This is a genomic window from Maritalea porphyrae (assembly GCF_027213965.1).
Taxonomy (GTDB): Bacteria; Pseudomonadota; Alphaproteobacteria; order Rhizobiales; family Devosiaceae; genus Maritalea; species Maritalea porphyrae_A.
The window spans coordinates 390,799-414,594 of record NZ_JAPWGX010000003.1; the positions used below are offsets into that span (position 1 = coordinate 390,799).

At 48.4% G+C, this 23,796-nt stretch carries 23 protein-coding genes and 1 tRNA gene; all 24 read left to right on the forward strand.

Annotated features, from left to right (window positions below; translation table 11 throughout):
* The first annotated feature begins 83 nt into the window (after positions 1-83).
* The 24 genes from O4H47_RS10750 to rpsS all read left to right on the forward strand — a co-directional run bounded on the left by O4H47_RS10750 (position 84) and on the right by rpsS (position 23,794).
* The gene (locus tag O4H47_RS10750) at positions 84-470 is read left to right on the forward strand and encodes an MAPEG family protein (protein WP_269393979.1); all 387 of its coding nucleotides are present in this window, start codon (positions 84-86) and stop codon (positions 468-470) included.
* A 77-nt stretch (positions 471-547) separates the two neighbouring features.
* Positions 548-623: transfer RNA gene (locus O4H47_RS10755), tRNA-Trp, on the forward strand.
* Between the two features lie 114 nt (positions 624-737).
* Entirely contained in the window at positions 738-1,445 is a 708-nt protein-coding gene (gene bluB / locus O4H47_RS10760) for a 5,6-dimethylbenzimidazole synthase (protein WP_269393980.1), read from the forward strand.
* Positions 1,442-1,897: a hypothetical protein gene (locus O4H47_RS10765; RefSeq protein WP_269393981.1), complete on the forward strand. Its 456-nt coding sequence runs from the start codon at positions 1,442-1,444 to the stop codon at positions 1,895-1,897. The genes bluB and O4H47_RS10765 overlap by 4 nt, the downstream gene beginning before the upstream one ends.
* Before the next feature lie 88 nt (positions 1,898-1,985).
* Positions 1,986-3,101, forward strand: coding sequence for an aminodeoxychorismate synthase component I (locus O4H47_RS10770; protein WP_269393982.1), 1,116 nt, complete (start codon positions 1,986-1,988; stop codon positions 3,099-3,101).
* Positions 3,062-3,700 (forward strand): aminotransferase class IV family protein, encoded by a 639-nt coding sequence (locus tag O4H47_RS10775; RefSeq protein WP_269393983.1) that lies wholly within the window; start codon positions 3,062-3,064, stop codon positions 3,698-3,700. The genes O4H47_RS10770 and O4H47_RS10775 overlap by 40 nt, the downstream gene beginning before the upstream one ends.
* A gap of 168 nt (positions 3,701-3,868) precedes the next feature.
* A complete protein-coding gene (gene secE, locus O4H47_RS10780; RefSeq protein WP_269393984.1) occupies positions 3,869-4,063 on the forward strand; it encodes a preprotein translocase subunit SecE in 195 nt (64 codons plus the stop codon).
* 32 nt (positions 4,064-4,095) lie between these two features.
* Positions 4,096-4,626 carry a transcription termination/antitermination protein NusG gene (gene nusG / locus O4H47_RS10785; protein ID WP_269393985.1) on the forward strand — a complete coding sequence of 177 codons (531 nt, stop codon included), beginning with the start codon at positions 4,096-4,098 and terminating at the stop codon, positions 4,624-4,626.
* Between the two features lie 112 nt (positions 4,627-4,738).
* Positions 4,739-5,167, forward strand: coding sequence for a 50S ribosomal protein L11 (rplK, locus tag O4H47_RS10790; RefSeq protein WP_269393986.1), 429 nt, complete (start codon positions 4,739-4,741; stop codon positions 5,165-5,167).
* Positions 5,168-5,172: 5 nt separating this feature from the next.
* Positions 5,173-5,868 (forward strand): 50S ribosomal protein L1, encoded by a 696-nt coding sequence (gene rplA / locus O4H47_RS10795; RefSeq protein WP_269393987.1) that lies wholly within the window; start codon positions 5,173-5,175, stop codon positions 5,866-5,868.
* A 362-nt stretch (positions 5,869-6,230) separates the two neighbouring features.
* Entirely contained in the window at positions 6,231-6,752 is a 522-nt protein-coding gene (rplJ, locus tag O4H47_RS10800; protein WP_269393988.1) for a 50S ribosomal protein L10, read from the forward strand.
* A gap of 51 nt (positions 6,753-6,803) precedes the next feature.
* A complete protein-coding gene (gene rplL / locus O4H47_RS10805) occupies positions 6,804-7,175 on the forward strand; it encodes a 50S ribosomal protein L7/L12 (RefSeq protein ID WP_269393989.1) in 372 nt (123 codons plus the stop codon).
* Between the two features lie 198 nt (positions 7,176-7,373).
* Positions 7,374-11,534, forward strand: a complete 4,161-nt coding sequence (rpoB, locus tag O4H47_RS10810; protein WP_269393990.1) for a DNA-directed RNA polymerase subunit beta — start codon at positions 7,374-7,376, stop codon at positions 11,532-11,534.
* 92 nt (positions 11,535-11,626) lie between these two features.
* Positions 11,627-15,847 carry a DNA-directed RNA polymerase subunit beta' gene (rpoC, locus tag O4H47_RS10815; protein WP_269393991.1) on the forward strand — a complete coding sequence of 1,407 codons (4,221 nt, stop codon included), beginning with the start codon at positions 11,627-11,629 and terminating at the stop codon, positions 15,845-15,847.
* Positions 15,848-16,416: 569 nt separating this feature from the next.
* Positions 16,417-16,788 (forward strand): 30S ribosomal protein S12, encoded by a 372-nt coding sequence (gene rpsL, locus O4H47_RS10820; protein WP_269393992.1) that lies wholly within the window; start codon positions 16,417-16,419, stop codon positions 16,786-16,788.
* 14 nt (positions 16,789-16,802) lie between these two features.
* Entirely contained in the window at positions 16,803-17,273 is a 471-nt protein-coding gene (gene rpsG, locus O4H47_RS10825; RefSeq protein WP_269393993.1) for a 30S ribosomal protein S7, read from the forward strand.
* Positions 17,274-17,294: 21 nt separating this feature from the next.
* The gene (fusA, locus tag O4H47_RS10830) at positions 17,295-19,388 is read left to right on the forward strand and encodes an elongation factor G (RefSeq protein ID WP_269393994.1); all 2,094 of its coding nucleotides are present in this window, start codon (positions 17,295-17,297) and stop codon (positions 19,386-19,388) included.
* Positions 19,389-19,433: 45 nt separating this feature from the next.
* Positions 19,434-20,624: an elongation factor Tu gene (gene tuf / locus O4H47_RS10835; RefSeq protein ID WP_269393975.1), complete on the forward strand. Its 1,191-nt coding sequence runs from the start codon at positions 19,434-19,436 to the stop codon at positions 20,622-20,624.
* A 66-nt stretch (positions 20,625-20,690) separates the two neighbouring features.
* Positions 20,691-20,999, forward strand: a complete 309-nt coding sequence (rpsJ, locus tag O4H47_RS10840; RefSeq protein WP_269393995.1) for a 30S ribosomal protein S10 — start codon at positions 20,691-20,693, stop codon at positions 20,997-20,999.
* Between the two features lie 24 nt (positions 21,000-21,023).
* Positions 21,024-21,743 (forward strand): 50S ribosomal protein L3, encoded by a 720-nt coding sequence (gene rplC, locus O4H47_RS10845; protein ID WP_269393996.1) that lies wholly within the window; start codon positions 21,024-21,026, stop codon positions 21,741-21,743.
* A complete protein-coding gene (rplD, locus tag O4H47_RS10850; RefSeq protein WP_269393997.1) occupies positions 21,743-22,363 on the forward strand; it encodes a 50S ribosomal protein L4 in 621 nt (206 codons plus the stop codon). The genes rplC and rplD overlap by 1 nt, the downstream gene beginning before the upstream one ends.
* The gene (locus O4H47_RS10855; protein ID WP_269393998.1) at positions 22,360-22,653 is read left to right on the forward strand and encodes a 50S ribosomal protein L23; all 294 of its coding nucleotides are present in this window, start codon (positions 22,360-22,362) and stop codon (positions 22,651-22,653) included. The genes rplD and O4H47_RS10855 overlap by 4 nt, the downstream gene beginning before the upstream one ends.
* 17 nt (positions 22,654-22,670) lie before the next feature.
* A complete protein-coding gene (gene rplB / locus O4H47_RS10860; protein ID WP_269393999.1) occupies positions 22,671-23,510 on the forward strand; it encodes a 50S ribosomal protein L2 in 840 nt (279 codons plus the stop codon).
* 5 nt (positions 23,511-23,515) lie between these two features.
* The gene (rpsS, locus tag O4H47_RS10865) at positions 23,516-23,794 is read left to right on the forward strand and encodes a 30S ribosomal protein S19 (RefSeq protein WP_269394000.1); all 279 of its coding nucleotides are present in this window, start codon (positions 23,516-23,518) and stop codon (positions 23,792-23,794) included.
* Positions 23,795-23,796 lie beyond the last annotated feature (2 nt).

A 23,796-nucleotide genomic window follows, 5' to 3' on the forward strand; every position in this document is an offset into this window, starting at 1 on the left:
CAAATAGGGCAATTCCTTGTGAGGGAATTGAAAACGATACCCCCTATGGCCATTATAGCAATGATGATTATTGGGAGAGATTTATGATTATATGGATAGTTGTAGCCTTGGCGCTGTATTTTGCGCAGCTGTTTTTGCCCAGTCTTATCCGAATTCCACAAATTGGCATTGGACGATATGTGGGCTCGCGCGACGATCTGCCGGAATTGCCCGTTGTTGGACAGCGTGCTGTTCGCGCTTTCAACAATTTGCGGGAAAGCTTTCCTGTGTTTTTGGCGCTGGCGATTCTGAACATGCTCGGCTCCAGCGTACCTGCCGATGCAATATTGGGAGCGCAACTATTTGTTGGGGCGAGGGTCGTATATCTGTTTTGCTACTTGTTTGCTGTGCCTTGGGGGCGTTCCTTGGTTTGGGCCGTTGGGTTTTTGGGGCTTTTGTTTATGCTCAAACCGATTGTGCTACAAATTTAGCTGCAAAATGCCATAAAGCACTTGAAACAAATCGCTGTTGGCATTAGACCCTTGCCAGCGGCGTTTGTCGTTTATGCAGGGGTGTAGCTCAGTTGGTAGAGCATCGGTCTCCAAAACCGAGGGTCGTGAGTTCGAGTCTCTCCGCCCCTGCCATTTTTTCCAGAAATTTTAGCTAGCAAATCCGCCATTTACTTGGTCGTGTTTGGTTGTGTGTTCGACAATGTTGTGTGATCTTGCGTGTTCAGGCGAGGTAACAAGATTCACACAATGCACAATCCACTAGATTCATACCGCGAAGTGACAATAAACGATGCGGACGAACACCGTTTAGCGTTCGATGCCCAAGATCGTGCAGCGGTCTATCGCGCTATTAAAACGCGACGTGATGTGCGGGATCAGTTTTTGCCCAATCCAATTGATGGCGCGGTCTTAAACCGCATTTTGAGTGCTGCACATGCGGCTCCTTCGGTTGGGTTTATGCAGCCTTGGAACTTTTTGCTGATTAACTCGCTTGAACAGCGCCAAAAGGTACAAGCTGCTTTTAAGGCGGCGCAGGCGGAAGAGGCGCAGCAGTTCAAGGGTGAGCGCAAAGCGCTTTATCAAAACTTGAAGCTTGAGGGCATCACAAAGGCACCGCTCAACATATGTATAACCTGTGATCCCAACCGCAATGGTAAAACAGGGTTGGGGCGTACGCACAATCCACAGATGGCGCAATATAGTGTTGTTTGCGCGGTGCAAAATCTCTGGCTAGCGGCACGTGCTGAAGGGGTTGGGGTCGGTTGGGTCTCGATCTATCATGAAGCCAAGATGCGGCAGATTTTGCAAATTCCAGAGGATATTGAGATCATCGCTTATTTGTGTGTTGGCTATGTCGATGAGTTATACGAAGAACCTGAATTACAAGTCAAAGGTTGGCGCAAGCGGTTGCCGCTTGAGGATTTGATCATGCATGAGCGTTGGGGGAAACAATGAGCGAAGAAGCTGCATCGGTTGAGAGCAAGAGCAATTGGTATGACAGCAAAACGCTGGTCATTGCTTGGGTGCTGGTGTTTTTCCCAGTTGGCCTTTATGGGGTTTGGAAGAGCGACGATTTCATTAGAAATGTAAAGTTTGGCGCCAGTGTCGCTTGCGTCATTGGTTTTTTTGGCCTTGGGATCAATTTCGTGCATCCGCTTTATGTATTTGTTATGTACCCAACCGCGTTGTTTTTGCTTTGGCGCGCGCCAGAGATCAGCAAAAAACTGACTGTTCGGTTTGCCATGGGCTTCCCAATTATTCTGATTTTAGCGTTGTTCGCAGCTGGAAACGGGCAAACAAGCGTCGAAGGTGGAACCGGCGGGAGCTGCTCGGCAGTGATCACGCAAGGCAATTGCACCTATTACCGAGATGACAACTGCAACGTGATCGGCTCATCTTGTAGCTAGTACGGTCATAGGTATCGCTTGCATAGAATATGTGGGCCGCAATAGAAGGGGCGCAAAGTCAATTCTGCTGCTGTTATTGGAAATCTGAATGCACCTTCAATTTGATTATGGACCAGGTGGGAAAGCTACGCGCTTTCGTGATCCGATCAAGATTATCCAAGCTAATGACCTTTCAGATGTGCCAGCGGCGCTGGCAGCACTTGATGAGGCGTGTGCGAGCGGCAAGTGGTTGGCAGGTTATGCAAGCTATGAACTTGGTTACGCGTTGGAGGCTTGTCTTCGTCATCTTATGCCAGCGAAACGGCATTTGCCTTTACTGCGATTTGGGGTGTTTGAGGATTGCGAAGTCGTTGCTGTGCAGACTGGAAACGGTGAGCTGAGCCATTTGCAACCGCGATGGGATGCGCAGAGCTATGAAAAAGCATTTGTTGTGGTGCATGACTATATTGAGGCTGGTGATATTTATCAGGCCAATTTGACTTTCCCAATTGATGGGCAGCTTGTCGGCGATTTAGATGGGCTTTATGCAGCATTGCGAAAAGTGCAGTCCGTTCGGTATGGTGTGCACATTGAGCAAGATGGTTTGCCAAGCATACTATCTCGTTCGCCCGAGTTGTTTTTCCGCACCTTTGCGGACGGTCTTATTGAAACCCGCCCCATGAAGGGGACGCAACCGCGATCCGCAAATCTCGAGGAAGATGCTCGGCGCAAGGCATTTCTTGCCAGCGACGAGAAAAACCGTGCTGAGAACCTGATGATCGTTGATTTGATGCGCAATGACTTGTCGCGGATTTGTGAGATTGGTTCGGTCAATGTGCCAGAGTTGTTCCGTGTGGAAAGCTTTGCAACCGTTCATCAGATGACCAGCTTGGTGCAGGGGCAATTGCAGTGCGGCATTCAATTGAGTGGAATATTGCAGGCTCTTTTTCCGTGTGGGTCGATCACCGGCGCACCAAAAATTCGGGCAATGGAAATTATCAGGGATTTGGAGCCTTGGCAGCGTGACATATATTGTGGCTCCATTGGCTGGTGGGGGCCAGATGGTCAATCCGAATTTAATGTGGCCATTCGCACGCTATTGGTTGAAAATGGCCGCGCAAGGTTGAATGTGGGCGGCGGTGTTGTTTATGACAGCACTGCGGCATCTGAATATGACGAGGCATTATGGAAAGCGCGCTTCGCGACCACGCTCCAAAAGACTTAAGGGTGTTCGAGACTATGCTTTGGACCCCGGATAAAGGGGTGCAGCGGTTGGATTTGCATTTGGCGCGTCTGGCGCGTGGATGTGCACGTTTGGGCATTGAAGCGGGGAACATTAAAAGCATTTTGGATGTGATCCGGGGCGACAAACCTCAGCGGATGCGCCTGTCTGTTGGATTTGACAATGATGTGAAAATTGAAACTTGGGATTTTCTTCCGCTGCCAGAAGATACAGTTTGGCGCGTGTCAATTGCGAGTGAGCAAGTTCGTGCGGACGACCCTTGGCTGAAAATCAAAACCACCAAGCGTGAACTTTATAATCAGCTACGCGCGGATCTGCCGGATGGTTTGGATGAGTATATCCTTTTAAATGAACACGGTGACGTGTGCGAAGGCACAATTACCAATGTGTTTGCTGATATGGGTGAGGGGCTTCTTACGCCGCCTTTGTCCTCTGGGTTATTGCCCGGTATTTTGCGCCAGGAGCTGCTGGAAAGTGGCAATGCCCGTGAAATGGTTTTGCAACCGAACGATTTGCGTGAGGCGCGAGAGCTTTATGTTGGCAATTCACTGCGCGGAATAATTAGAGCGCGCTTGGTTTAGCTTTGGCGTGGAATGACATGCAATGATGCGCAACGCATGTGCCAAAAGGGGTTGCGTTTTGATTTCTTAAGGTTTATTACACCACTTCCAGCCGTGCGGGCGACTCGCGCGGCTATTTGGTTATGGGCACACGGACACAGGTTTCGTGTTGAAACTCAAGGGAATTTTATGGCTCGGACAAATCCGTTCACATTTTTGCAGCAAGTCCGTTCGGAAGTTGCAAAGGTCGTATGGCCGACCCGTAATGAGACTATGGTTTCAACCATCATGGTTTTGATCATGGTGACATTGGCCAGTGTGTTCTTTTTGGCGGCGGATCAAGTTGTAGCTTGGTTTGTAGGATTGCTGCTTAGCATTGGCTAAGCCTTAATAGTGAACGGTTAGGTTTTTTACTGATGGCAAAACGCTGGTATATCGTCCAGGCCTATTCAAACTTCGAGCGCAAAGTCGCCGAATCTATCAGAGAAAAGATCGTGGCTTCGGGCCTTGATCATTTGTTTGATGATGTGCTTGTTCCAACTGAAAAAGTTGTTGAAGTGCGCCGCGGCCGTAAGGTTGACGCAGAGCGCAAGTTCTTTCCCGGATATGTTCTTGTTAAAATGGAACTGACGGATGAAACATTTCACTTGATCAAGAATACGCCAAAAGTAACTGGCTTTTTGGGATCTGAGCATAAGCCGATCCCGATTTCAGAAACTGAAGCGAATTCAATTCTGCATCAAGTACAAGAAGGCGTTGAGCGGCCTAAGCCCTCAATCAGCTTTGAAGTTGGTGAGAGCGTTCGCGTGTCGGACGGTCCGTTTGCCAGCTTTAACGGTGTGGTTGAAGAGGTTGATGAGGAGCGCGCGCGTCTTAAAGTTGAAGTTTCTATTTTCGGTCGGGCTACACCGGTTGAATTGGAATATGGTCAGGTTGAAAAAGCCTAACCATTAAATCTGTGTGGGAGAGGGTGCTGGTTGGCCAAATCAGCACATTACACCTTGCACCACGCTGTTGTGAATGTCCGCATGGTGCGGGCGCATTTGAAAAGGCAACAAAATGGCAAAAAAGATTGAGGGCTATTTGAAGCTCCAAGTGCCGGCTGGCGCAGCTTCGCCGTCACCCCCGATTGGCCCTGCATTGGGTCAACGTGGTTTGAACATCATGGAATTCTGTAAGGGTTTCAACGCAGCAACTCAGGAAATGGAAAAGAACTCACCTATTCCGGTGACAATTACCATTTTTGCGGACAAAAGCTTCACCTACACAATGAAGCAACCGCCTGTGAGCTATTTCTTGTTGAAGACTTTGGGCTTGCCTAAAGGTTCACAAAAGCCTGGTCACGAAGTTGCGGGTTCTATTTCGCAAGACCAGTTGCGCGAAATTGCAGAGAAGAAAATCCAAGATCTAAACGCGGACACTATTGAGGCAGCGATGGCACAAATCGCAGGTTCAGCTCGCGCTATGGGTCTTGAGGTTCAGGGGTAACGAGAATGGCTAAACTAGGTAAACGTACCGTCGCTGCTCGTGAAGCTGTTGACCGCAAAAAACTCTACAAGTTGGAAGAAGCTATTGCGCTTGTAAAAAGCAATGCAACAGCAAAGTTTGATGAGACCATTGAAGTGGCCATCAACTTGGGTGTTGATCCACGTCACGCAGACCAAATGGTTCGCGGCGTTGTAGCGCTTCCAAATGGTACAGGCCGTACAGCACGTGTTGCTGTTTTTGCTCGCGATGCGAAAGCTGACGAAGCAAAAGCTGCTGGTGCAGATATTGTTGGTGCAGAAGAGCTTGTTGATGAAGTGCTTAAGGGCAACATCGACTTTGATCGCTGCATTGCAACACCAGACATGATGCCACTTGTTGGTCGCTTGGGTAAAGTTTTGGGTCCTCGTAACCTAATGCCAAACCCTAAAGTGGGCACAGTGACACCTGACGTGAAAACTGCTGTTGAAGCTGCTAAAGCAGGTTCAGTTGAGTTCCGCGTTGAGAAAGCTGGTATTTTGCACGCTGGTGTTGGTAAAGCATCGTTTGATGACGCAAAGTTGGTTGAAAACGTAAAAGCTTTTGCTGATGCGGTTCAGAAAGCTAAACCATCTGGCGCAAAAGGTACATTCATCCAGCGCGTTGCGCTGACATCTTCAATGGGCCCTGGTGTTCATGTTGATGTGTCATCTGTACAAGCGTAAGGCTTTTTAAGATGGCGGGCGTTTAGGCGCCCTACACAAGAATTCGGGTGGTTTTAATCACCCGATTTCAAACCCCGAACTTTAGGGGTTTGGATTAAGACCTGTCCGAGACTGTAGGCGTTCCTTTTTGGGAACTTAATATTCCAGCCAACAATAGACGGCGTGACAATCGACACAGAATTCGCCCGAATGGGCAAGGATGTTTCGGTTCGAACAAACCAGTTTTGACCAAGCTTTGTTTGGACATTTCAGGTTGGCAGGCATTTCACCGTTGCTTTAGCTGGTCTGGAACTATTTAGGCAGCAAAGCATCAAAACTGAAACGGTTCGAGAAGTTTCTCGGATCATTAGTGGAGAGAAGCAGTGGATAAAGCGGAAAAGCGAGAGCTGGTATCGTCATTGCAAGATGCGTTCAACGCGTCTGGTTCTGTCGTAGTAGCTCATTATTCAGGCTTGACAGTCGCCAAAATGGAAGATCTGCGCGTGCAGATGAAACAAGCTGGTGGCCAAGTTAAAGTTGCGAAAAACCGCCTTGCCAAGCTCGCTCTTGAAAATGCTGAAATTGCGGATTTTGGTGAATATCTCACCGGTCCAACAGTTCTAACCTATGCGGAAGATCCAATCACGGCAGCAAAGATTTCTGCCAAGTTTGCTAAGGCTAACGACAAGTATGTCGTTCTTGGCGGCGCGATGGGTGAAACCAAACTCGACCCTAAACAGGTTGCGGCATTGGCTGAACTTCCAAGTCTTGATGAACTACGTGCGAAACTTGCTGGTCTGGTTAAACAGCCTGCAACAAACATCGCCGCAATTCTCAATGCACCTGGCGGGCAAATTGCTCGAGTTATCTCAGCATATTCTACAAAGGGCGAAGAAGCGGCATAGCGCCTTCGCATCACAACCACAGTTCGAATTGAAATACATAAGGAAAATACAATGGCTGATCTAGCAAAGCTCGTTGACGATCTATCTGCCCTTACAGTTTTGGAAGCTTCTGAGCTTTCAACAATGTTGGAAGAAAAATGGGGCGTTTCTGCCGCTGCTCCAGTAGCTGTTGCTGCTGCTGGCGGTGTTGCTGCTGAAGCTGCTGAAGAGCAAACAGAATTCGACGTAATTCTGACTTCTGCTGGCGACAAGAAAATCAACGTGATTAAAGAAGTTCGCGCAATCACTGGTCTTGGCTTGAAAGAAGCTAAAGACCTTGTTGAAGGTGCACCGAAGCCTGTTAAAGAAGGCATCGCGAAAGCTGAAGCTGAAGAGCTTAAAGCTAAACTTGAAGCTGCAGGCGCAGGCGTCGAGCTTAAGTAAGTCTTTGGAAGTGGCGCGGTATAAGCGCCGCGCCGCTTCCTTTCGCTCAGCGTAATTGAGCGTAATAAATTTGGTCCGTTGCATCTGGCGGGCGAAGTTGCGGTAAACAAACAATAGGGCAGATGTCCCGAGTACCGAAGATAATTTTCGGTATTCTGGACAGTTGCCCTTAAAGCATTTCAAAACATAGGAGCGGGCATGACCACCAACTATCAAGGTCGTCGTAAAGTACGCAAATCCTTTGGCAGCATTCGAGAAGTCATCGAAATGCCAAACCTAATTGAAGTTCAAAAAGCATCATATGATCAATTCTTGATCGTAGACGCACCTGAGGGTGGTCGTGGTGACGAAGGTCTTCAATCTGTATTCAAGTCAGTTTTTCCAATTTCTGACTTCGCAAACACAGCGTCCTTGGACTTTGTGTCTTATGAATTTGAACAGCCTAAATATGATGTAGATGAATGTCGCCAACGCGATATGACATTTGCAGCGCCTTTGAAGGTCACTCTTCGTTTGATCGTATTTGAAATCGACGAGGAAACAGGCGCGAAGTCTGTAAAAGACATCAAAGAACAAGATGTTTACATGGGCGATATGCCATTTATGACCGGTAACGGTACATTTGTGGTCAATGGTACCGAGCGTGTTATCGTTTCTCAAATGCACCGTTCACCTGGTGTGTTCTTTGATCACGATAAAGGCAAATCACACTCTTCTGGCAAGCTTTTGTTTGCTGCGCGCATCATTCCATACCGTGGCTCTTGGCTCGATATTGAATTTGACGCGAAAGATGTTGTTTATGCCCGCATCGACCGTCGCCGCAAGATCCCTGTAACTTCTTTGCTCAAAGCTTTGGGCATGGATGCAGAGGAAATCCTTGATACATATTATAACACGATCACTTATGAGCGTGCGAATGGTGGATGGCGTCAGCCATTTGATTGGGAAAAAGTGCGTGGCACAAAACCAATCGCAGACATCATCGACGCTGATACTGGTGACGTGGTGCACGAAGCTGGCAAGAAAATGTCAGCACGGGCAGCGAAAAAGTTGCACGAAGGCGGCATGACCCACGTTTTGGTGGAAGATGCTGACTTGTTCGGCTCTTATGTTGCAGAAGATTTGATCAATGACGAAACTGGCGAGATTTATCTCGAAGCTGGTGACGAACTTGATGACGCAAATCTGGCTAAATTGGTTGAAGCCGGTTTTGACGCTGTTCCTGTGCTCGATATCGATCACGTGAATGTTGGCGCTTACTTGCGCAACACTTTGGCGCTCGACAAAAACGAGTCTCGTGAAGATGCATTGTTTGACATCTACCGCGTGATGCGTCCGGGCGAGCCCCCCACCATCGAAACTGCTGAAGCAATGTTTGAATCATTGTTCTTTGATTCTGAACGTTATGACCTTTCAGCGGTTGGCCGTGTGAAAATGAACATGCGATTGGACATGGAGTGTGAAGACACTGTTCGTGTTCTACGCAAAGAAGACATTGTTGAAGTCGTTCGCACTTTGGTGAACCTTCGTGACGGCAAAGGCGATATCGATGATATCGATAACCTTGGCAACCGTCGTGTGCGTTCAGTTGGCGAGTTGATGGAAAACCATTACCGTCTTGGCTTGTTGCGCATGGAACGTGCGATCAAAGAGCGTATGTCATCTGTGGAAATTGACACAGTGATGCCGCAAGATTTGATCAACGCAAAGCCAGCAGCCGCTGCGGTGCGTGAGTTCTTTGGTTCATCACAGCTTTCACAGTTTATGGATCAGACCAACCCGCTTTCAGAGATCACGCATAAGCGTCGTCTTTCAGCGCTTGGCCCTGGCGGTTTGACACGTGAGCGTGCTGGTTTTGAAGTACGTGACGTTCATACAACCCACTATGGTCGTATTTGTCCGATTGAAACTCCAGAGGGTCCAAACATTGGTTTGATCAACTCTTTGGCTACATTCGCACGGGTCAACAAATACGGCTTTATTGAAGCGCCTTACCGTAAAGTTATCGATGGCAAAGTGACTGATGACGTTGTTTATCTTTCAGCAATGGAAGAAGCAAAATACAATGTTGCGCAGGCCAACGCCAAGCTGAATGACGATGGTTCGTTTGAAAACGATCTTGTAACATCACGTCACGCCGGTGAGGTGTCTTTGACACCGCGCGAAGCGATTGACTTGATGGACGTTTCGCCGAAACAGGTTGTTTCGGTTGCGGCTTCGCTTATTCCATTCTTGGAAAACGATGATGCGAACCGTGCTTTGATGGGTTCAAACATGCAGCGTCAGGCTGTGCCATTGCTTCGTGCACAGGCGCCGTTTGTTGGTACTGGCATGGAAGCCGTTGTGGCACGCGATTCAGGTGCGGCGATTGTTGCCAAACGTCCAGGTATCGTTGATCAGGTTGACGCGACACGTATCGTTATTCGTGCAACGCAAGAAACTGATGCTTCTAAGTCTGGTGTGGACATCTACACATTGATGAAGTTCCAGCGTTCAAACCAATCATCATGTATCAACCAACGTCCATTGGTCGTAGTGGGTGATCATGTTGATGCGGGCGATACGATTGCTGATGGTCCATCAACTGATATGGGCGATTTGGCTCTTGGCCGTAACGTGCTCGTCGCGTTTATGCCTTGGAATGGCTACAACTATGAGGATTCGATCCTTCTTTCTGAAAACATTGTGAAAGATGACGTGTTCACGTCTGTTCACTTGGAAGAGTTCGAAGTGATGGCGCGGGATACCAAATTGGGTCCTGAGGAAATCACTCGTGATATTCCAAACGTTTCAGAAGAAGCTCTGAAAAACCTCGACGAAGCGGGTATCGTACACATTGGTGCGGACGTTGAAGCGGGCGACATTTTGGTGGGTAAAATCACACCAAAAGGCGAAAGCCCAATGACACCAGAAGAAAAGCTTTTGCGGGCGATCTTTGGTGAAAAAGCTTCTGACGTACGTGACACATCATTGCGTGTTCCTCCTGGGGATGCGGGCACAGTGATCGAAGTTCGTGTGTTCAACCGTCACGGCATCGACAAAGATGAACGTGCGATGGCTATTGAGCGCGAAGAGATTGAACGTCTTGCCAAAGATAGGGACGATGAGCAGTCAATTCTTGATCGTAACGTTTATGCGCGTTTGAAAGAAATGTTGTTCGGCAAAGAAGCAACTGCTGGCCCTAAAGGCTATGTTGCAGGCACAAAGTTGAATGACGTTGTGTTTGAAAGCCAGCCACGTTCTAAATGGTGGCAGTTTGCGGTTGATGATGACCATGTAATGTCTGAAATTGAGGCATTGCAAGGCCAGTATGAAGACAGCCGCAAACAACTTGAGCAGCGTTTTATCGACAAAGTTGACAAGCTTCAGCGTGGTGACGAATTGCCACCAGGCGTGATGAAGATGGTCAAAGTCTTTGTTGCGACTAAGCGTAAAATCCAGTCTGGTGATAAAATGGCTGGCCGTCACGGCAACAAAGGTGTGGTGTCTCGCATCATGCCTGTTGAAGATATGCCTCACTTGGCAGACGGTACACCTGTTGACATCGTTTTGAACCCACTTGGCGTGCCAAGCCGGATGAACGTTGGCCAGATCTTGGAAACTCACCTTGGTTGGGCTTGTGCTGGCATGGGCCGCAAAATCGGCGCGATGTATGACACATACAAGCGTGAAGGTCAGAACAATGTAGCGCCACTTCGTGAAGAGCTGAATGCGCTTTACACGGATGATGACTACATCCAAGACCTTGATGACGACAGTGTTGTGCGTTTGTCTGAGTATTTGGGCACCAAAGGCGTTTCAATCGCAACACCGGTATTTGATGGTGCGAAAGAAGCCGACATTGTTGTGATGCTTGAACAAGCAGGGCTTGAAGCTTCTGGTCAATCTCGTTTGATCGATGGACGTACAGGTGAAGAGTTCGACCGTGATGTAACCGTTGGTTACATTTACATGCTCAAACTTGGTCACATGGTGGACGACAAGATCCACGCGCGTTCAATCGGACCATACTCCCTTGTTACCCAGCAACCGCTTGGTGGTAAGGCGCAGTTTGGTGGTCAGCGCTTTGGTGAGATGGAAGTTTGGGCTCTTGAAGCTTACGGCGCAGCTTATACGCTTCAAGAAATGCTCACAGTTAAATCGGATGACGTTGCAGGGCGGACGAAAGTCTACGAAGCAATCGTTCGGGGCGATGACACGTTTGAGGCCGGTATTCCGGAAAGCTTTAACGTGTTGGTCAAAGAAATCAGATCCTTGGGTCTCAATGTTGAATTGAGCACCGCGGCTGAAGATGAATTTGAGGATGATGAACCACAGGATCAGATCGAACAAGATCAACCTGCGGACGCTGCAGAATAATCTAGTAGCAACATCAATCGCTTAATTTTTCCGCAGGTTTATAACGGGGTTTGGAGACGTCCAGCCCCACCTGCAACATAGGAGATACGAAATTGAACCATCAAGTTATGGATCTTTTCAATCCGCAGGCTCAGGCGCAAGTTTTTGACCAAGTCAAAATCAACATTGCTAGCCCTGAGAAAATTCTGAGCTGGTCTTTTGGTGAAATCAAAAAACCAGAAACGATCAACTATCGTACGTTCAAGCCAGAGCGCGATGGCCTTTTCTGTGCCCGCACATTTGGTCCGCAAAAAGACTATGAATGTCTTTGCGGTAAATATAAGCGCATGAAGTTTAAAGGCGTTATCTGTGAGAAGTGTGGCGTTGAAGTCACCTTGTCTCGGGTTCGTCGTGAACGCATGGGTCACATCGAATTGGCCGCGCCAGTTGCCCACATTTGGTTCTTGAAGTCACTTCCATCTCGTATTGCGCTGTTGCTCGATATGACATTGAAGGACGTCGAGCGGGTGCTCTATTTCGAACACTATGTGGTGATCGAGCCCGGTTTGAGCCCGTTTTCAGTCAACCAGCTTATTACTGAAGAAGAATTCATAGACGCCCAAGATGAATATGGTGCCGATAGCTTCACAGCAATGATTGGTGCGGAAGCTATCCGCGAAATGTTGGCTTCGCTTGACTTGGAAAAGTTGGCAGCTCAGCTTCGCGTTGAAATCGCTGAAGCAACGACAGAACTGAAGCCTAAGAAATTGGGCAAGCGTCTAAAAGTTGTTGAGCAGTTTATCGTGTCAGGCAACCGGCCTGAGTGGATGATCATGACTGTTGTGCCTGTGATCCCGCCTGAGTTGCGCCCCTTGGTGCCGCTTGATGGTGGTCGCTTTGCGACGTCAGATTTGAACGACCTTTATCGTCGTGTGATCAACCGTAACAACCGCTTGAAGCGCTTGATGGAGCTTCGTGCGCCAGACATCATCATCCGAAACGAAAAGCGGATGTTGCAAGAGTCTGTTGATGCCTTGTTCGACAATGGTCGTCGTGGCCGTACCATTACTGGTGCGAACAAGCGTCCGTTGAAGTCACTTTCTGACATGCTTAAAGGTAAGCAGGGTCGTTTCCGCCAGAACTTGCTTGGTAAGCGGGTCGATTATTCTGGTCGTTCTGTTATTACCGTTGGTCCTGAGTTGAAACTGCATCAGTGTGGTTTGCCGAAGAAGATGGCGCTTGAATTGTTCAAGCCGTTTATCTATTCGCGCCTTGAAGCAAAAGGCCTTTCAACAACTGTTAAGCAAGCGAAAAAGCTGGTTGAAAAAGAGCGTCCTGAAGTTTGGGACATCTTGGACGAAGTTATTCGTGAGCACCCAGTGATGTTGAACCGGGCGCCAACGTTGCACCGTTTGGGCATTCAAGCTTTTGAACCGACATTGATCGAAGGTAAAGCCATTCAGCTTCACCCGCTCGTTTGTGCGGCCTTTAACGCCGACTTTGACGGTGACCAAATGGCTGTGCACGTTCCATTGTCTTTGGAAGCGCAGTTGGAAGCACGTGTGTTGATGATGTCAACAAACAACATTTTGCACCCAGCCAATGGTCAGCCGATCATTGTGCCGTCGCAGGATATTGTTCTTGGTCTTTATTATCTGTCGCTTGCGTCAGACAATGAGCCAGGTGAGGGCATGGCATTCGCTTCTATGGGCGAAATCGAACATGCACTTTCACGTGGTATCATTACGCTGCACACTAAAATCAAAGGTCGTTTCACCACCGTTGATGCTGAAGGCAACCGATATAACGAAATTCATGACACCACACCTGGTCGCATGATGATCGCTCAATTGTTGCCAAAGAGCGACAAGGTGCCGTTTGAAGCTTGTAACCAGCTGATGACCAAGAAAATGATCTCGAAACTGATCGACACGGTTTACCGTGGCTGTGGTCAAAAAGAGACCGTCATTTTCTGTGACCAAGTTATGGACCTTGGTTTCCGTCACGCGTGTAAAGCTGGTATTTCGTTTGGTAAGGATGACATGGTTATCCCTGACACCAAGCAGGCGATTGTTGATGCAACACGTGGTCAAGTTGAAGAGTTTGAACAGCAGTACAACGATGGTTTGATCACACGCGGCGAGAAGTACAACAAGGTTGTTGATGCTTGGGCCAAATGTGGTGACAAAGTTGCTGATGAGATGATGGCTCGGATTTCGTCTGTACAGATGGATGAAGAGACAGGTCGTCAGAAACCGATCAACTCAGTTTACATGATGGCTCACTCAGGTGCTCGTGGTTCGCCAGCTCAAATGAAGCAGCTTGCGGGTATGCGCGGTTTGATGGCACGTCCAGATGGCGGCATCATTGAAACGCCAATTATCTCGAACTTTAAAGAAGGCCTGACTGTTAACGAGTACTTTAACTCGACCCACGGTGCACGTAAGGGCTTGGCTGATACAGCGATGAAGACCGCGAACTCGGGTTACCTAACTCGTCGTTTGGTTGACGTTGCACAAGACTGTATCATCACCACAAATGATTGTGGAACCGATGACGGTCTGACGATGACGCCGATTATCGATAGTGGTAACATTATCGCTTCAATTGGTAGCCGAATTCTTGGCCGTACATCTGCGGAAGACATCTTGCATCCTAAGACTGGCGAAGTGCTGGTTGCCAAGGGTGTGCTGATGGACGAAGCCGATGCTGATCGTGTTGAAGAAGGCAAAGTCAACTCGGTTAAGATCCGTTCTGTGTTGACATGTAAGCAACGTCACGGCGTTTGCGGTACGTGTTATGGACGTGACCTTGCACGTGGTACTCCGGTTAATATGGGCGAGGCTGTTGGCGTTATCGCGGCGCAGTCAATTGGTGAGCCAGGTACACAGCTAACCATGCGTACGTTCCACATTGGTGGTACAGCGCAGGTTGTTGATAGCTCATTCATCGAAGCCAACCACACCGGTAAAGTTTCGTTCCGCAATGGTAATGTTGCCAAGGACAGTGAAGGCCGTTTGGTCAACATGAGCCGCTCGTTGCAGCTTGTCATCACTGGCGAAGATGGCGCAGAACTTGGGCATCATAAGGTTCCTTACGGTTCAACGCTCAAAGTTGAAGCTGGCGACAGCATCAATGCTGGACAGCGAGTTGCTGAATGGGATCCATATGTGCGTCCGATCTTGTCGGAAGTTGGTGGTGTCATCGCTTTTGAAGACTTGGTTGACGGTGCATCTGTTTCAGAACAAACAGATGAAGCTACTGGCTTTACCAAACGTCTGGTTATCGACTGGCGTTCAAACCCACGCGGTGAGCACCTTAAACCTGCTCTGACCGTGATGGATAAAGACGGCAAAGTGATCAAACTTGATCGCGGCGCTGACGCTCGTTATCTCTTGTCTGTGGAAGCTGTGATCGCTGCGGAGCCTGGTTCAAAAGTGAACCCTGGTGACGTGATTGCACGTATTCCTCTTGAAAGCGCCAAAACAAAAGACATTACCGGTGGTTTGCCACGGGTTGCGGAATTGTTTGAAGCACGTCGTCCTAAAGATCATGCGATTATCGCAGAGATCGATGGTACTATTCGCTTCGGTCGTGATTACAAAAACAAGCGTCGCATTGTTATTGAGCCACAAGATGAGACAATGGAACCAGCGGAATATCTCATTCCAAAAGGTAAGCCATTCCATCTGCAAGAAGGCGATCCAATTGAACGTGGTGAGTACATCTTGGACGGCAATCCGGCGCCACACGATATCCTAGCTATTAAGGGTGTTGAAGAACTTGCACGTTACCTCGTGAACGAAATTCAAGAGGTTTACCGTCTGCAAGGCGTGGGTATCAACGATAAGCACATCGAAACGATTGTTCGTCAGATGTTGCAAAAAGTTGAGATTACCGATCCGGGTGACTCTGGTCTGATCAAAGAAGAAAACATTGATACGATCGATTTTGATGAACTCAATGAACGTTTGATTGCTGATGGTCGTAAGCCGGCTGTTGGTTCACCCGTTCTGTTGGGTATCACCAAAGCTTCATTGCAAACACGTTCGTTCTTCTCAGCGGCGTCGTTCCAAGAGACAACAAGGGTTCTTACTGAAGCTGCGGTTAGCGGCAAGGCAGATCCACTTGAAGGTCTTAAAGAAAACATCATCGTTGGTCGCTTGATCCCTGTGGGAACTGGCGCCTTTACGGCGGAGACACAGCGTGTCGCTGGTAAGCGTGATGACTTGATCTTGGCTGAGCGTAAGCGCCAGGCAGACGAGGAGCTTGCAGCACGCAATGCTTTGCGTATTGAAGCTTCACCAGAGAATAGTGAGCAGCCTGCGAGCTAGGTCCTTTATCTATAATTGTTGCAAAGGGCGCCCGGTGGGCGCCCTTTGTCGTTTTAGGTTTTGATTTACCATCTTTGCGAGATGATTCTGCAAAATGACATAAACACTTGATTTGCGATTCTATTTTCCTGTTGAAGAAGTCGATTTAGAGTCGTAATCGTACAATTGATTGGCCATGATGCTCGATATTGGTCCAAATAGAGCAAATGTCCGAGTTTGCGCGCTGATATTGGCGCCGATATTGCCTTGAACGGCCGAAATATCAAAAAAATCCCAGAAACCCTTGACGTCGGGCGCTGTTCGACTTAATAACGCCCTACCTTCACAGTAGGTCGTGAAGCACCTCACTATTCAAGCCACCTAAAAGGTTTGAAATATAAGTGCTTCAAACACACTGACGGGTAACAGACGCGACAATTGCGAGACGCAAGATTTCTCAGGAAACTGAGTAATCCTCTGTATTATTTGGCGCTGCCGATCTCCGTTTGGGGAAGGGCGGGTGCCATGTTGGTTGTTGTGAACTGTTAAACATGAGTTTTTGAACGGATGAAAAAGAAGGTTCGAGCAATATGCCGACCATTAACCAGTTGATCCGCAAGCCTCGGTCACCAAAGCCGAAGCGGAACAAAGTACCAGCGATGGAAGCGAACCCACAAAAGCGTGGCGTTTGCACCCGTGTGTACACAACGACCCCTAAGAAGCCTAACTCTGCGTTGCGCAAGGTTGCAAAGGTTCGTCTGACGAACCAGCGTGAAGTTATTTCTTATATTCCAGGTGAAGGCCACAACCTTCAAGAGCACTCTGTTGTTCTTATTCGTGGTGGTCGTGTGCGTGACCTTCCAGGTGTACGTTACCATATTTTGCGCGGCGTTTTGGATACACAAAGCGTCAAGGATCGTAAACAACGTCGTTCTAAGTACGGCGCAAAGCGGCCTAAGTAAGGAGCTGTTGTAATATGTCACGTCGACATCGCGCAGAAAAACGTGAGGTTAACCCGGATCCAAAGTTCGGTGATCTCGTCGTTACTAAATTTATGAACTCGCTCATGATTGATGGCAAAAAGTCAGCAGCAGAGCGTATTGTTTACGGTGCTTTCGACTTGGTCGAAGAGCGCACGAAACAAGATCCAGTTGGTGTGTTCCACACGGCTTTGGATAATATTCGCCCAGCGGTTGAGGTTCGTTCTCGCCGTGTTGGTGGTGCGACTTATCAGGTGCCTGTTGAAGTGCGTACCGAGCGTCAGCAAGCATTGGCCATTCGTTGGTTGATCACTGCCGCGCGCGGTCGTGGTGAAAACACAATGGTTGATCGTTTGTCTGGTGAGCTTTTGGACGCCCTTAATGGTCGCGGCCAAGCTGTTAAAAAACGTGAAGATACGCACCGGATGGCAGACGCCAACCGTGCATTCTCACACTACCGCTGGTAGATCGAAAAGGGTATCACGATTATGTCTCGCGAATATAAGATCGAAGACTATCGCAATTTCGGTATCATGGCGCACATCGATGCGGGTAAAACCACAACGACTGAGCGGATCCTTTATTACACCGGTAAAAGCCATAAAATTGGTGAAGTGCACGATGGCGCTGCAACCATGGACTGGATGGAGCAAGAGCAAGAGCGTGGTATTACCATTACCTCTGCTGCGACGACTACATTCTGGCCTGGCCGCGACGGTAAAAAGCGCCGTTTCAACATTATTGATACGCCAGGACACGTTGACTTCACGATTGAAGTAGAACGTTCATTGCGCGTGCTTGATGGTGCGGTTGCTTTGCTTGATGCGAACGCTGGTGTTGAGCCACAAACTGAAACTGTTTGGCGTCAAGCTGATAAGTACAATGTGCCTCGCATGATTTTTGTCAACAAAATGGACAAAATCGGCGCTGATTTCTACAACTCAGTAGATATGATCAAGAAGCGTTTGGGTGCTACACCGGTTGTTATGCAGCTGCCAATTGGCGCGGAAAACGAATTTGCTGGTGTTGTTGATCTTATTGAGATGAATGCACTTGTTTGGAAGTCTGAAGCGCTTGGCGCTGAGTGGGATGTTGTTGAAATCCCTGATGACCTTAAAGAGCGTGCAGCTGAATATCGCGAGAAAATGATCGAAACGATCGTTGATGTCGATGAAGAAGCAATGGAAGCTTACTTGGAAGGCGTAATGCCAGACAATGATAAGATCCGTGAGTTGGTTCGTCGTGGTACTATCGATGTGACTTTCTACCCAGTGTTCTGCGGTTCTGCGTTTAAGAACAAAGGCGTACAGCCACTTCTTGATGCTGTTGTTGATTTTCTTCCTTCGCCTGTCGATATTCCAGCTATTACTGGTATTGACGTACGCACAGAAGAAGAAGTTTCACGTCCAGCATCTGATGAAGCGCCATTTTCGATGCTTGCGTTTAAGATTGCCAACGATCCTCACATGGGTTCATTGACATTCTGCCGGATCTATTCTGGTACGCTTGAAGCTGGTTCTGCAGTTGAGAACACAGTTAAAGAGAAAAAAGAACGTGTTGGTCGTATGTTTGAGATGCACTCAAACAGCCGCGAACAAATTCAAAACGCCTATGCTGGTGATATCGTAGCGATTGTTGGTCTTAAAGACACAACAACTGGTGATACGCTTTGTGCTCCTAACTCAAAAGTTATTCTTGAGCGCATGGAATTCCCAGATCCAGTTATCGATATTGCTGTTGAGCCTAAAACTAAAGCCGACCAAGAAAAAATGGGTCTTGCTTTGAACCGTCTTGCTGCTGAAGATCCAAGCTTCCGCGTTAAGTCAGACGAAGAGAGCGGTCAGACTATTATTTCAGGTATGGGCGAGTTGCACCTCGACATTCTTGTTGATCGTATGAAGCGTGAATTCGGCGTGGAAGCGAACATTGGTCAACCACAAGTGGCTTACCGTGAGACAATCACGAAAGTTGCAGACCACGACTATACCCACAAGAAACAATCTGGTGGTTCTGGTCAGTTCGCTCGGATCAAATTCACAATTGAGCCTGGTGAATCAGGTGTTGGTCTTGAGTTCACAGACACAGTTACTGGCGGTAACGTTCCTAAGGAATATATTCCAGGTGTTGAGAAGGGCGTTAAGTCCATCATGGGCGCAGGTCCACTTGCTGGCTTCCCGCTTGTTGATGTGAAGTTCACACTGAAAGACGGCGCCTATCACGACGTTGACTCTTCTGTAATGGCATTTGAGTTGGCAGGTCGTGCAGGTTTCCGTGAAGCGATTAAGATGGCTGGTCCAAAACTTCTTGAACCAATCATGAAAGTCGAATGTGTGAGCCCTGAAGAATACACGGGTTCGATCATTGGTGATTTGACTTCACGTCGTGGCCAAGTTCAGGGCCAAGATATGCGCGGCAACGCGACTGTTATTGATGCGTTTGTACCGCTCGCCAACATGTTTGGTTATGTGAATACGTTGCGCTCAATGAGCCAAGGACGTGCACAATTTAGCATGGTCTTTGATCACTATGCGCAAGTGCCACAACAGGTGGCCGACGAAGTCATGGCGGCAAGCGCCAGTTAATTTTAACGCCAGCACTACGCTGATACGAAATACGGAGAGAGCGATATGGCGAAGGAAAAGTTTGAGCGGAACAAACCGCACGTAAACATTGGAACGATTGGTCACGTTGACCACGGCAAGACAACATTGACAGCGGCGATTACGAAAGTATTGGCTGAGGCTCAAGGTGGTGTTGCGACAGCTTTTGACGAGATTGATAAAGCTCCAGAAGAAAAAGCACGTGGTATTACGATTTCTACAGCTCACGTTGAGTATGAAACAGACAATCGTCACTATGCGCACGTTGATTGCCCAGGACACGCCGATTATGTGAAAAACATGATCACTGGTGCGGCACAAATGGATGGTGCTATTTTGGTTGTTAACGCAGCTGATGGCCCAATGCCACAAACACGTGAGCACATTTTGTTGGCTCGCCAAGTTGGTGTGCCAGCGCTTGTTGTGTTCATGAACAAAGTTGACCAAGTTGACGACGAAGAGTTGCTTGAGTTGGTTGAAATGGAAATCCGTGAGTTGCTATCATCTTACGAATTCCCAGGCGACGACATTCCAGTTGTTTCTGGTTCTGCTTTGGCAGCGCTTGAAGGCCGTGATGACGAAATCGGCAAGAACAAGATCCTTGAGTTGATGCAAGCTGTTGATGATTTCATCCCAACACCTGCACGTCCTATTGATCAGCCGTTCTTGATGCCAATTGAAGATGTGTTCTCAATTTCTGGCCGTGGTACAGTTGTTACCGGTCGTGTTGAGCGTGGCATTGTTAAAGTTGGCGAAGAAGTTGAGATCGTTGGCATTAAAGACACCCAGAAAACAACCGTTACTGGTGTTGAAATGTTCCGTAAGTTGCTCGACAGCGGTGAAGCTGGCGACAACATCGGTGCTTTGATCCGTGGTGTTGACCGTGAGCAAGTTGAGCGTGGTCAAGTTCTTTGTAAGCCAGGTTCAGTAACACCGCACACCAAGTTCATTGGTGAAGCGATTATTCTGACGAAAGACGAGGGTGGTCGTCACACGCCATTCTTCAACAACTACCGTCCACAGTTCTACTTCCGTACAACTGACGTGACTGGTGTTGTGACATTGCCAGAAGGCACCGAAATGGTGATGCCTGGTGACCGCGTTGAGATGAATGTTGAATTGATCGTACCGATCGCGATGGAAGCACAACTGCGCTTCGCTATTCGTGAAGGTGGCCGTACCGTTGGTGCCGGCGTCGTTTCAAAAATCATCGAGTAGATTTAACAGCGCAAAGGCGGCGCGTTTTCAACGTGCCGCTGACGCGTAATTTTAGGAAGCATCGACATGAATGGTCAAAACATTCGTATCCGGCTTAAAGCGTTCGACCATCGAGTACTCGATAGTTCAACGAGCGAGATCGTAAATACTGCTAAGCGCACAGGCGCTCAAGTACGTGGCCCGATCCCGTTGCCAACACGAATTGACAAATACACTGTCAACCGTTCGCCGCACATCGATAAGAAGAGCCGCGAACAATTCGAAATTCGGACTCACAAGCGTCTTTTGGACATTGTAGAGCCTACTCCACAGACAGTGGATGCACTCATGAAGTTGGATCTGGCGGCCGGTGTGGACGTCGAGATCAAACTTTAAGATAAAAGAAAAAGGTGTAAACCGATGCGTTCAGGTGTGATCGCACAGAAGCTGGGCATGACCCGGATCTTTGCAGAGGATGGAAGAGATATCCCTGTGACGGTTCTTGGTCTTCAGAACTGCCAAGTTGTCGCTCAGCGGACGGCGGACAAAGATGGTTATACAGCGCTCCAATTGGGGTCTGGTACAGCCAAAGTAAAGAATGTAACTCGAGCTGGCCGTGGTCACTTCGCGGTTGCTAAAGTTGAACCAAAACGAAAAGTGGCTGAATTCCGTGTTTCGGAAGCCAACTTGATCGAAGTGGGCGCCGAAATGTTGGCTGACCATTTCAATGTTGGTCAGTTGGTTGACGTTTCTGGAACATCAATCGGTAAAGGTTTTGCCGGTGCGATGAAGCGTCACAACTTTGGCGGCATGCGTGCTACTCACGGTGTATCGGTTTCTCACCGTGCACACGGTTCGACTGGTCAGTGTCAAGATCCAGGTAAAGTCTTCAAAGGTAAGAAGATGGCTGGTCACATGGGTGCTGTTCGGACAACTACTCAGAACCTTAAAGTGGTTAAAACTGACGTTGAACGCGGTTTGATCATGGTTCAGGGTGCTGTTCCTGGCTCAAAAGGTGGCTGGATTATGGTTCGCGACGCAGTGAAAAAAGCTATTCCTGCGGATGCACCAACTCCTGGTTCATTCAAAGCAATTGCTGCAGCACCTGCTGCTGAAGTCCAAGAAGGGGGCGCTGAATAATGGAATTTTCAGTAACTACCCTTGAGGGCAAAGAAGCTGGCAAAGTTGAACTTGCAGATGACGTGTTTGGTCTAGAGCCACGCGCTGACATTTTGCACCGTATGGTTCGGTACCAACAGCTGAAGAAAATGGCTGGTACGCACGAAACCAAAGGTCGCGCTGACATTCGCGGTACAACAAAGAAATTTGTTCGCCAAAAAGGTTCAGGCGGCGCGCGTCACGGTAACCGTAAGGTTCCTCAGTTCCGCGGTGGTGGTCGTGCTTTTGGTCCGGTTACACGTTCGCACGCTATTTCGTTGCCAAAGAAAGTTCGTGCCTTGGCATTGAAACTGGCTTTGTCGACAAAAGCAAAAGCTGGTGATCTTGTGATCCTTGACAAAGCTGAGTCAAAAGAGCCTAAAACGGCTGCTTTGATTAAGTCTTTCGGCGTGCTTGGTTTTGACAATGCATTGATTATTGGTGGCGCAGAGCTGGATCAGAACTTTGTTCGTGCAGCTAGCAACATTCCACATATCGATGTTTTGCCAGCGCAAGGTATCAATGTTTATGACATCCTTCGTCGCAATAAATTGGTCTTGACCAAAGCGGCTTTGGAAAGCTTGGAGGCACGTTTCTCATGAGCACCGAACGCGCATATGACATTATTCGCAACCCAGTTGTGACTGAAAAATCAACGATGGCTTCCGAGCACAATCAAGTTGTTTTTGACGTCGCGATCGACGCAACTAAGCCTGAGATTAAGAAGGCTGTTGAAGGTTTGTTCTCTGTTAAGGTTCAGGCTGTTAATACGTTGATCCGTAAGGGTAAAGAAAAGCGTTTTAAGGGCCGTATTGGTCAGCGTAAAGACGTTAAAAAGGCGATTGTGACGTTGGCTGAAGGTCAGTCAATCGATCTTTCATCTGGACTTTAGGGCAGGACGATTAGAAAATGGCTTTGAAGCAATATAATCCCACCTCGCCAGGCCAGCGCGCCTTGATCGGTATCGATCGCTCTGAACTACACAAGGGCGGTCCGGTCAAGAAATTGACGTCAGGTCTGACAAACAAGGGTGGCCGAAACAATTCTGGTCGTATCACAATGCGTCGCCAAGGCGGCGGAGTGAAGCGTGCCTACCGTTTGGTTGACTTCAAACGTCGCAAGTATGACGTTGTTGGTACTGTTGAGCGTTTGGAATATGATCCAAACCGTACAGCCTTCATCGCACTTGTGAACTATGAAGATGGTGAGCAAGCGTACATCTTGGCTCCACAGCGTTTGGGTGCAGGGGATAAAGTTATCTCTTCACGCAATTCAGTGGACATTAAGCCAGGTAATGCGATGCCTCTTGAGCGTATGCCGGTTGGAACAATCGTGCACAACGTCGAGATGAAGCCTCTTAAAGGCGGTCAAATGGCTCGTTCAGCTGGTACGTATGTACAGTATGTTGGACGTGACCAAGGCATGGCGATCCTTCGCTTGGGTTCAGGCGAAACTCGCTTGGTTCCTGGTGCATGTATGGCAACAGTTGGCGCGGTTTCAAACGCTGACCATTCAAACACAAACCTTGGTAAAGCTGGCCGTAAACGCTGGTTGGGTAAACGTCCAAGTGTTCGTGGTGTTGCCATGAACCCGATCGATCACCCACACGGTGGTGGTGAAGGTCGTACTTCAGGTGGCCGTCATCCAGTGACGCCTTGGGGTAAACCAACTAAGGGCAAGCGTACCCGCTCTAACAAATCAACGGACAAATTTATTGTTCGTTCACGTCATCAGAAGAAGGGCAGGTAGGTCACATGACACGTTCTGTTTGGAAAGGTCCGTTTGTAGACGGATATCTGATCAAAAAAGCCGAGAAGGTTCGGGAATCTGGCCGCAACGAGGTTATCAAAATTTGGAGCCGTCGCTCTACAATTTTGCCTCAGTTCGTTGGATTGACCTTTGGCGTTTATAACGGTCAAAAACACGTGCCTGTTAATGTGTCCGAAGAGATGATTGGCCATAAATTTGGCGAATTTTCTCCGACCCGCACATATTACGGCCACGGCGCCGATAAGAAGGCGAAGAGGAAGTAACG

What these genes read in the sequence shown, in the direction of transcription:
- rplA (WP_269393987.1), top strand. Translation starts at nt 5,173, where the DNA reads ATGGCTAAACTAGGTAAACGTACCGTCGCTGCTCGTGAAGCTGTTGAC.
- O4H47_RS10765 (WP_269393981.1), top strand. Translation starts at nt 1,442, where the DNA reads ATGAGCGAAGAAGCTGCATCGGTTGAGAGCAAGAGCAATTGGTATGAC.
- rplB (WP_269393999.1), top strand. Translation starts at nt 22,671, where the DNA reads ATGGCTTTGAAGCAATATAATCCCACCTCGCCAGGCCAGCGCGCCTTG.
- rpsJ (WP_269393995.1), top strand. Translation starts at nt 20,691, where the DNA reads ATGAATGGTCAAAACATTCGTATCCGGCTTAAAGCGTTCGACCATCGA.
- rpoB (WP_269393990.1), top strand. Translation starts at nt 7,374, where the DNA reads ATGACCACCAACTATCAAGGTCGTCGTAAAGTACGCAAATCCTTTGGC.
- rpsL (WP_269393992.1), top strand. Translation starts at nt 16,417, where the DNA reads ATGCCGACCATTAACCAGTTGATCCGCAAGCCTCGGTCACCAAAGCCG.
- O4H47_RS10855 (WP_269393998.1), top strand. Translation starts at nt 22,360, where the DNA reads ATGAGCACCGAACGCGCATATGACATTATTCGCAACCCAGTTGTGACT.
- tuf (WP_269393975.1), top strand. Translation starts at nt 19,434, where the DNA reads ATGGCGAAGGAAAAGTTTGAGCGGAACAAACCGCACGTAAACATTGGA.
- O4H47_RS10750 (WP_269393979.1), top strand. Translation starts at nt 84, where the DNA reads ATGATTATATGGATAGTTGTAGCCTTGGCGCTGTATTTTGCGCAGCTG.
- bluB (WP_269393980.1), top strand. Translation starts at nt 738, where the DNA reads ATGCACAATCCACTAGATTCATACCGCGAAGTGACAATAAACGATGCG.
- rplD (WP_269393997.1), top strand. Translation starts at nt 21,743, where the DNA reads ATGGAATTTTCAGTAACTACCCTTGAGGGCAAAGAAGCTGGCAAAGTT.
- O4H47_RS10770 (WP_269393982.1), top strand. Translation starts at nt 1,986, where the DNA reads ATGCACCTTCAATTTGATTATGGACCAGGTGGGAAAGCTACGCGCTTT.
- rplC (WP_269393996.1), top strand. Translation starts at nt 21,024, where the DNA reads ATGCGTTCAGGTGTGATCGCACAGAAGCTGGGCATGACCCGGATCTTT.
- rpsS (WP_269394000.1), top strand. Translation starts at nt 23,516, where the DNA reads ATGACACGTTCTGTTTGGAAAGGTCCGTTTGTAGACGGATATCTGATC.
- rplL (WP_269393989.1), top strand. Translation starts at nt 6,804, where the DNA reads ATGGCTGATCTAGCAAAGCTCGTTGACGATCTATCTGCCCTTACAGTT.
- O4H47_RS10775 (WP_269393983.1), top strand. Translation starts at nt 3,062, where the DNA reads ATGGAAAGCGCGCTTCGCGACCACGCTCCAAAAGACTTAAGGGTGTTC.
- fusA (WP_269393994.1), top strand. Translation starts at nt 17,295, where the DNA reads ATGTCTCGCGAATATAAGATCGAAGACTATCGCAATTTCGGTATCATG.
- nusG (WP_269393985.1), top strand. Translation starts at nt 4,096, where the DNA reads ATGGCAAAACGCTGGTATATCGTCCAGGCCTATTCAAACTTCGAGCGC.
- rplK (WP_269393986.1), top strand. Translation starts at nt 4,739, where the DNA reads ATGGCAAAAAAGATTGAGGGCTATTTGAAGCTCCAAGTGCCGGCTGGC.
- rpsG (WP_269393993.1), top strand. Translation starts at nt 16,803, where the DNA reads ATGTCACGTCGACATCGCGCAGAAAAACGTGAGGTTAACCCGGATCCA.
- secE (WP_269393984.1), top strand. Translation starts at nt 3,869, where the DNA reads ATGGCTCGGACAAATCCGTTCACATTTTTGCAGCAAGTCCGTTCGGAA.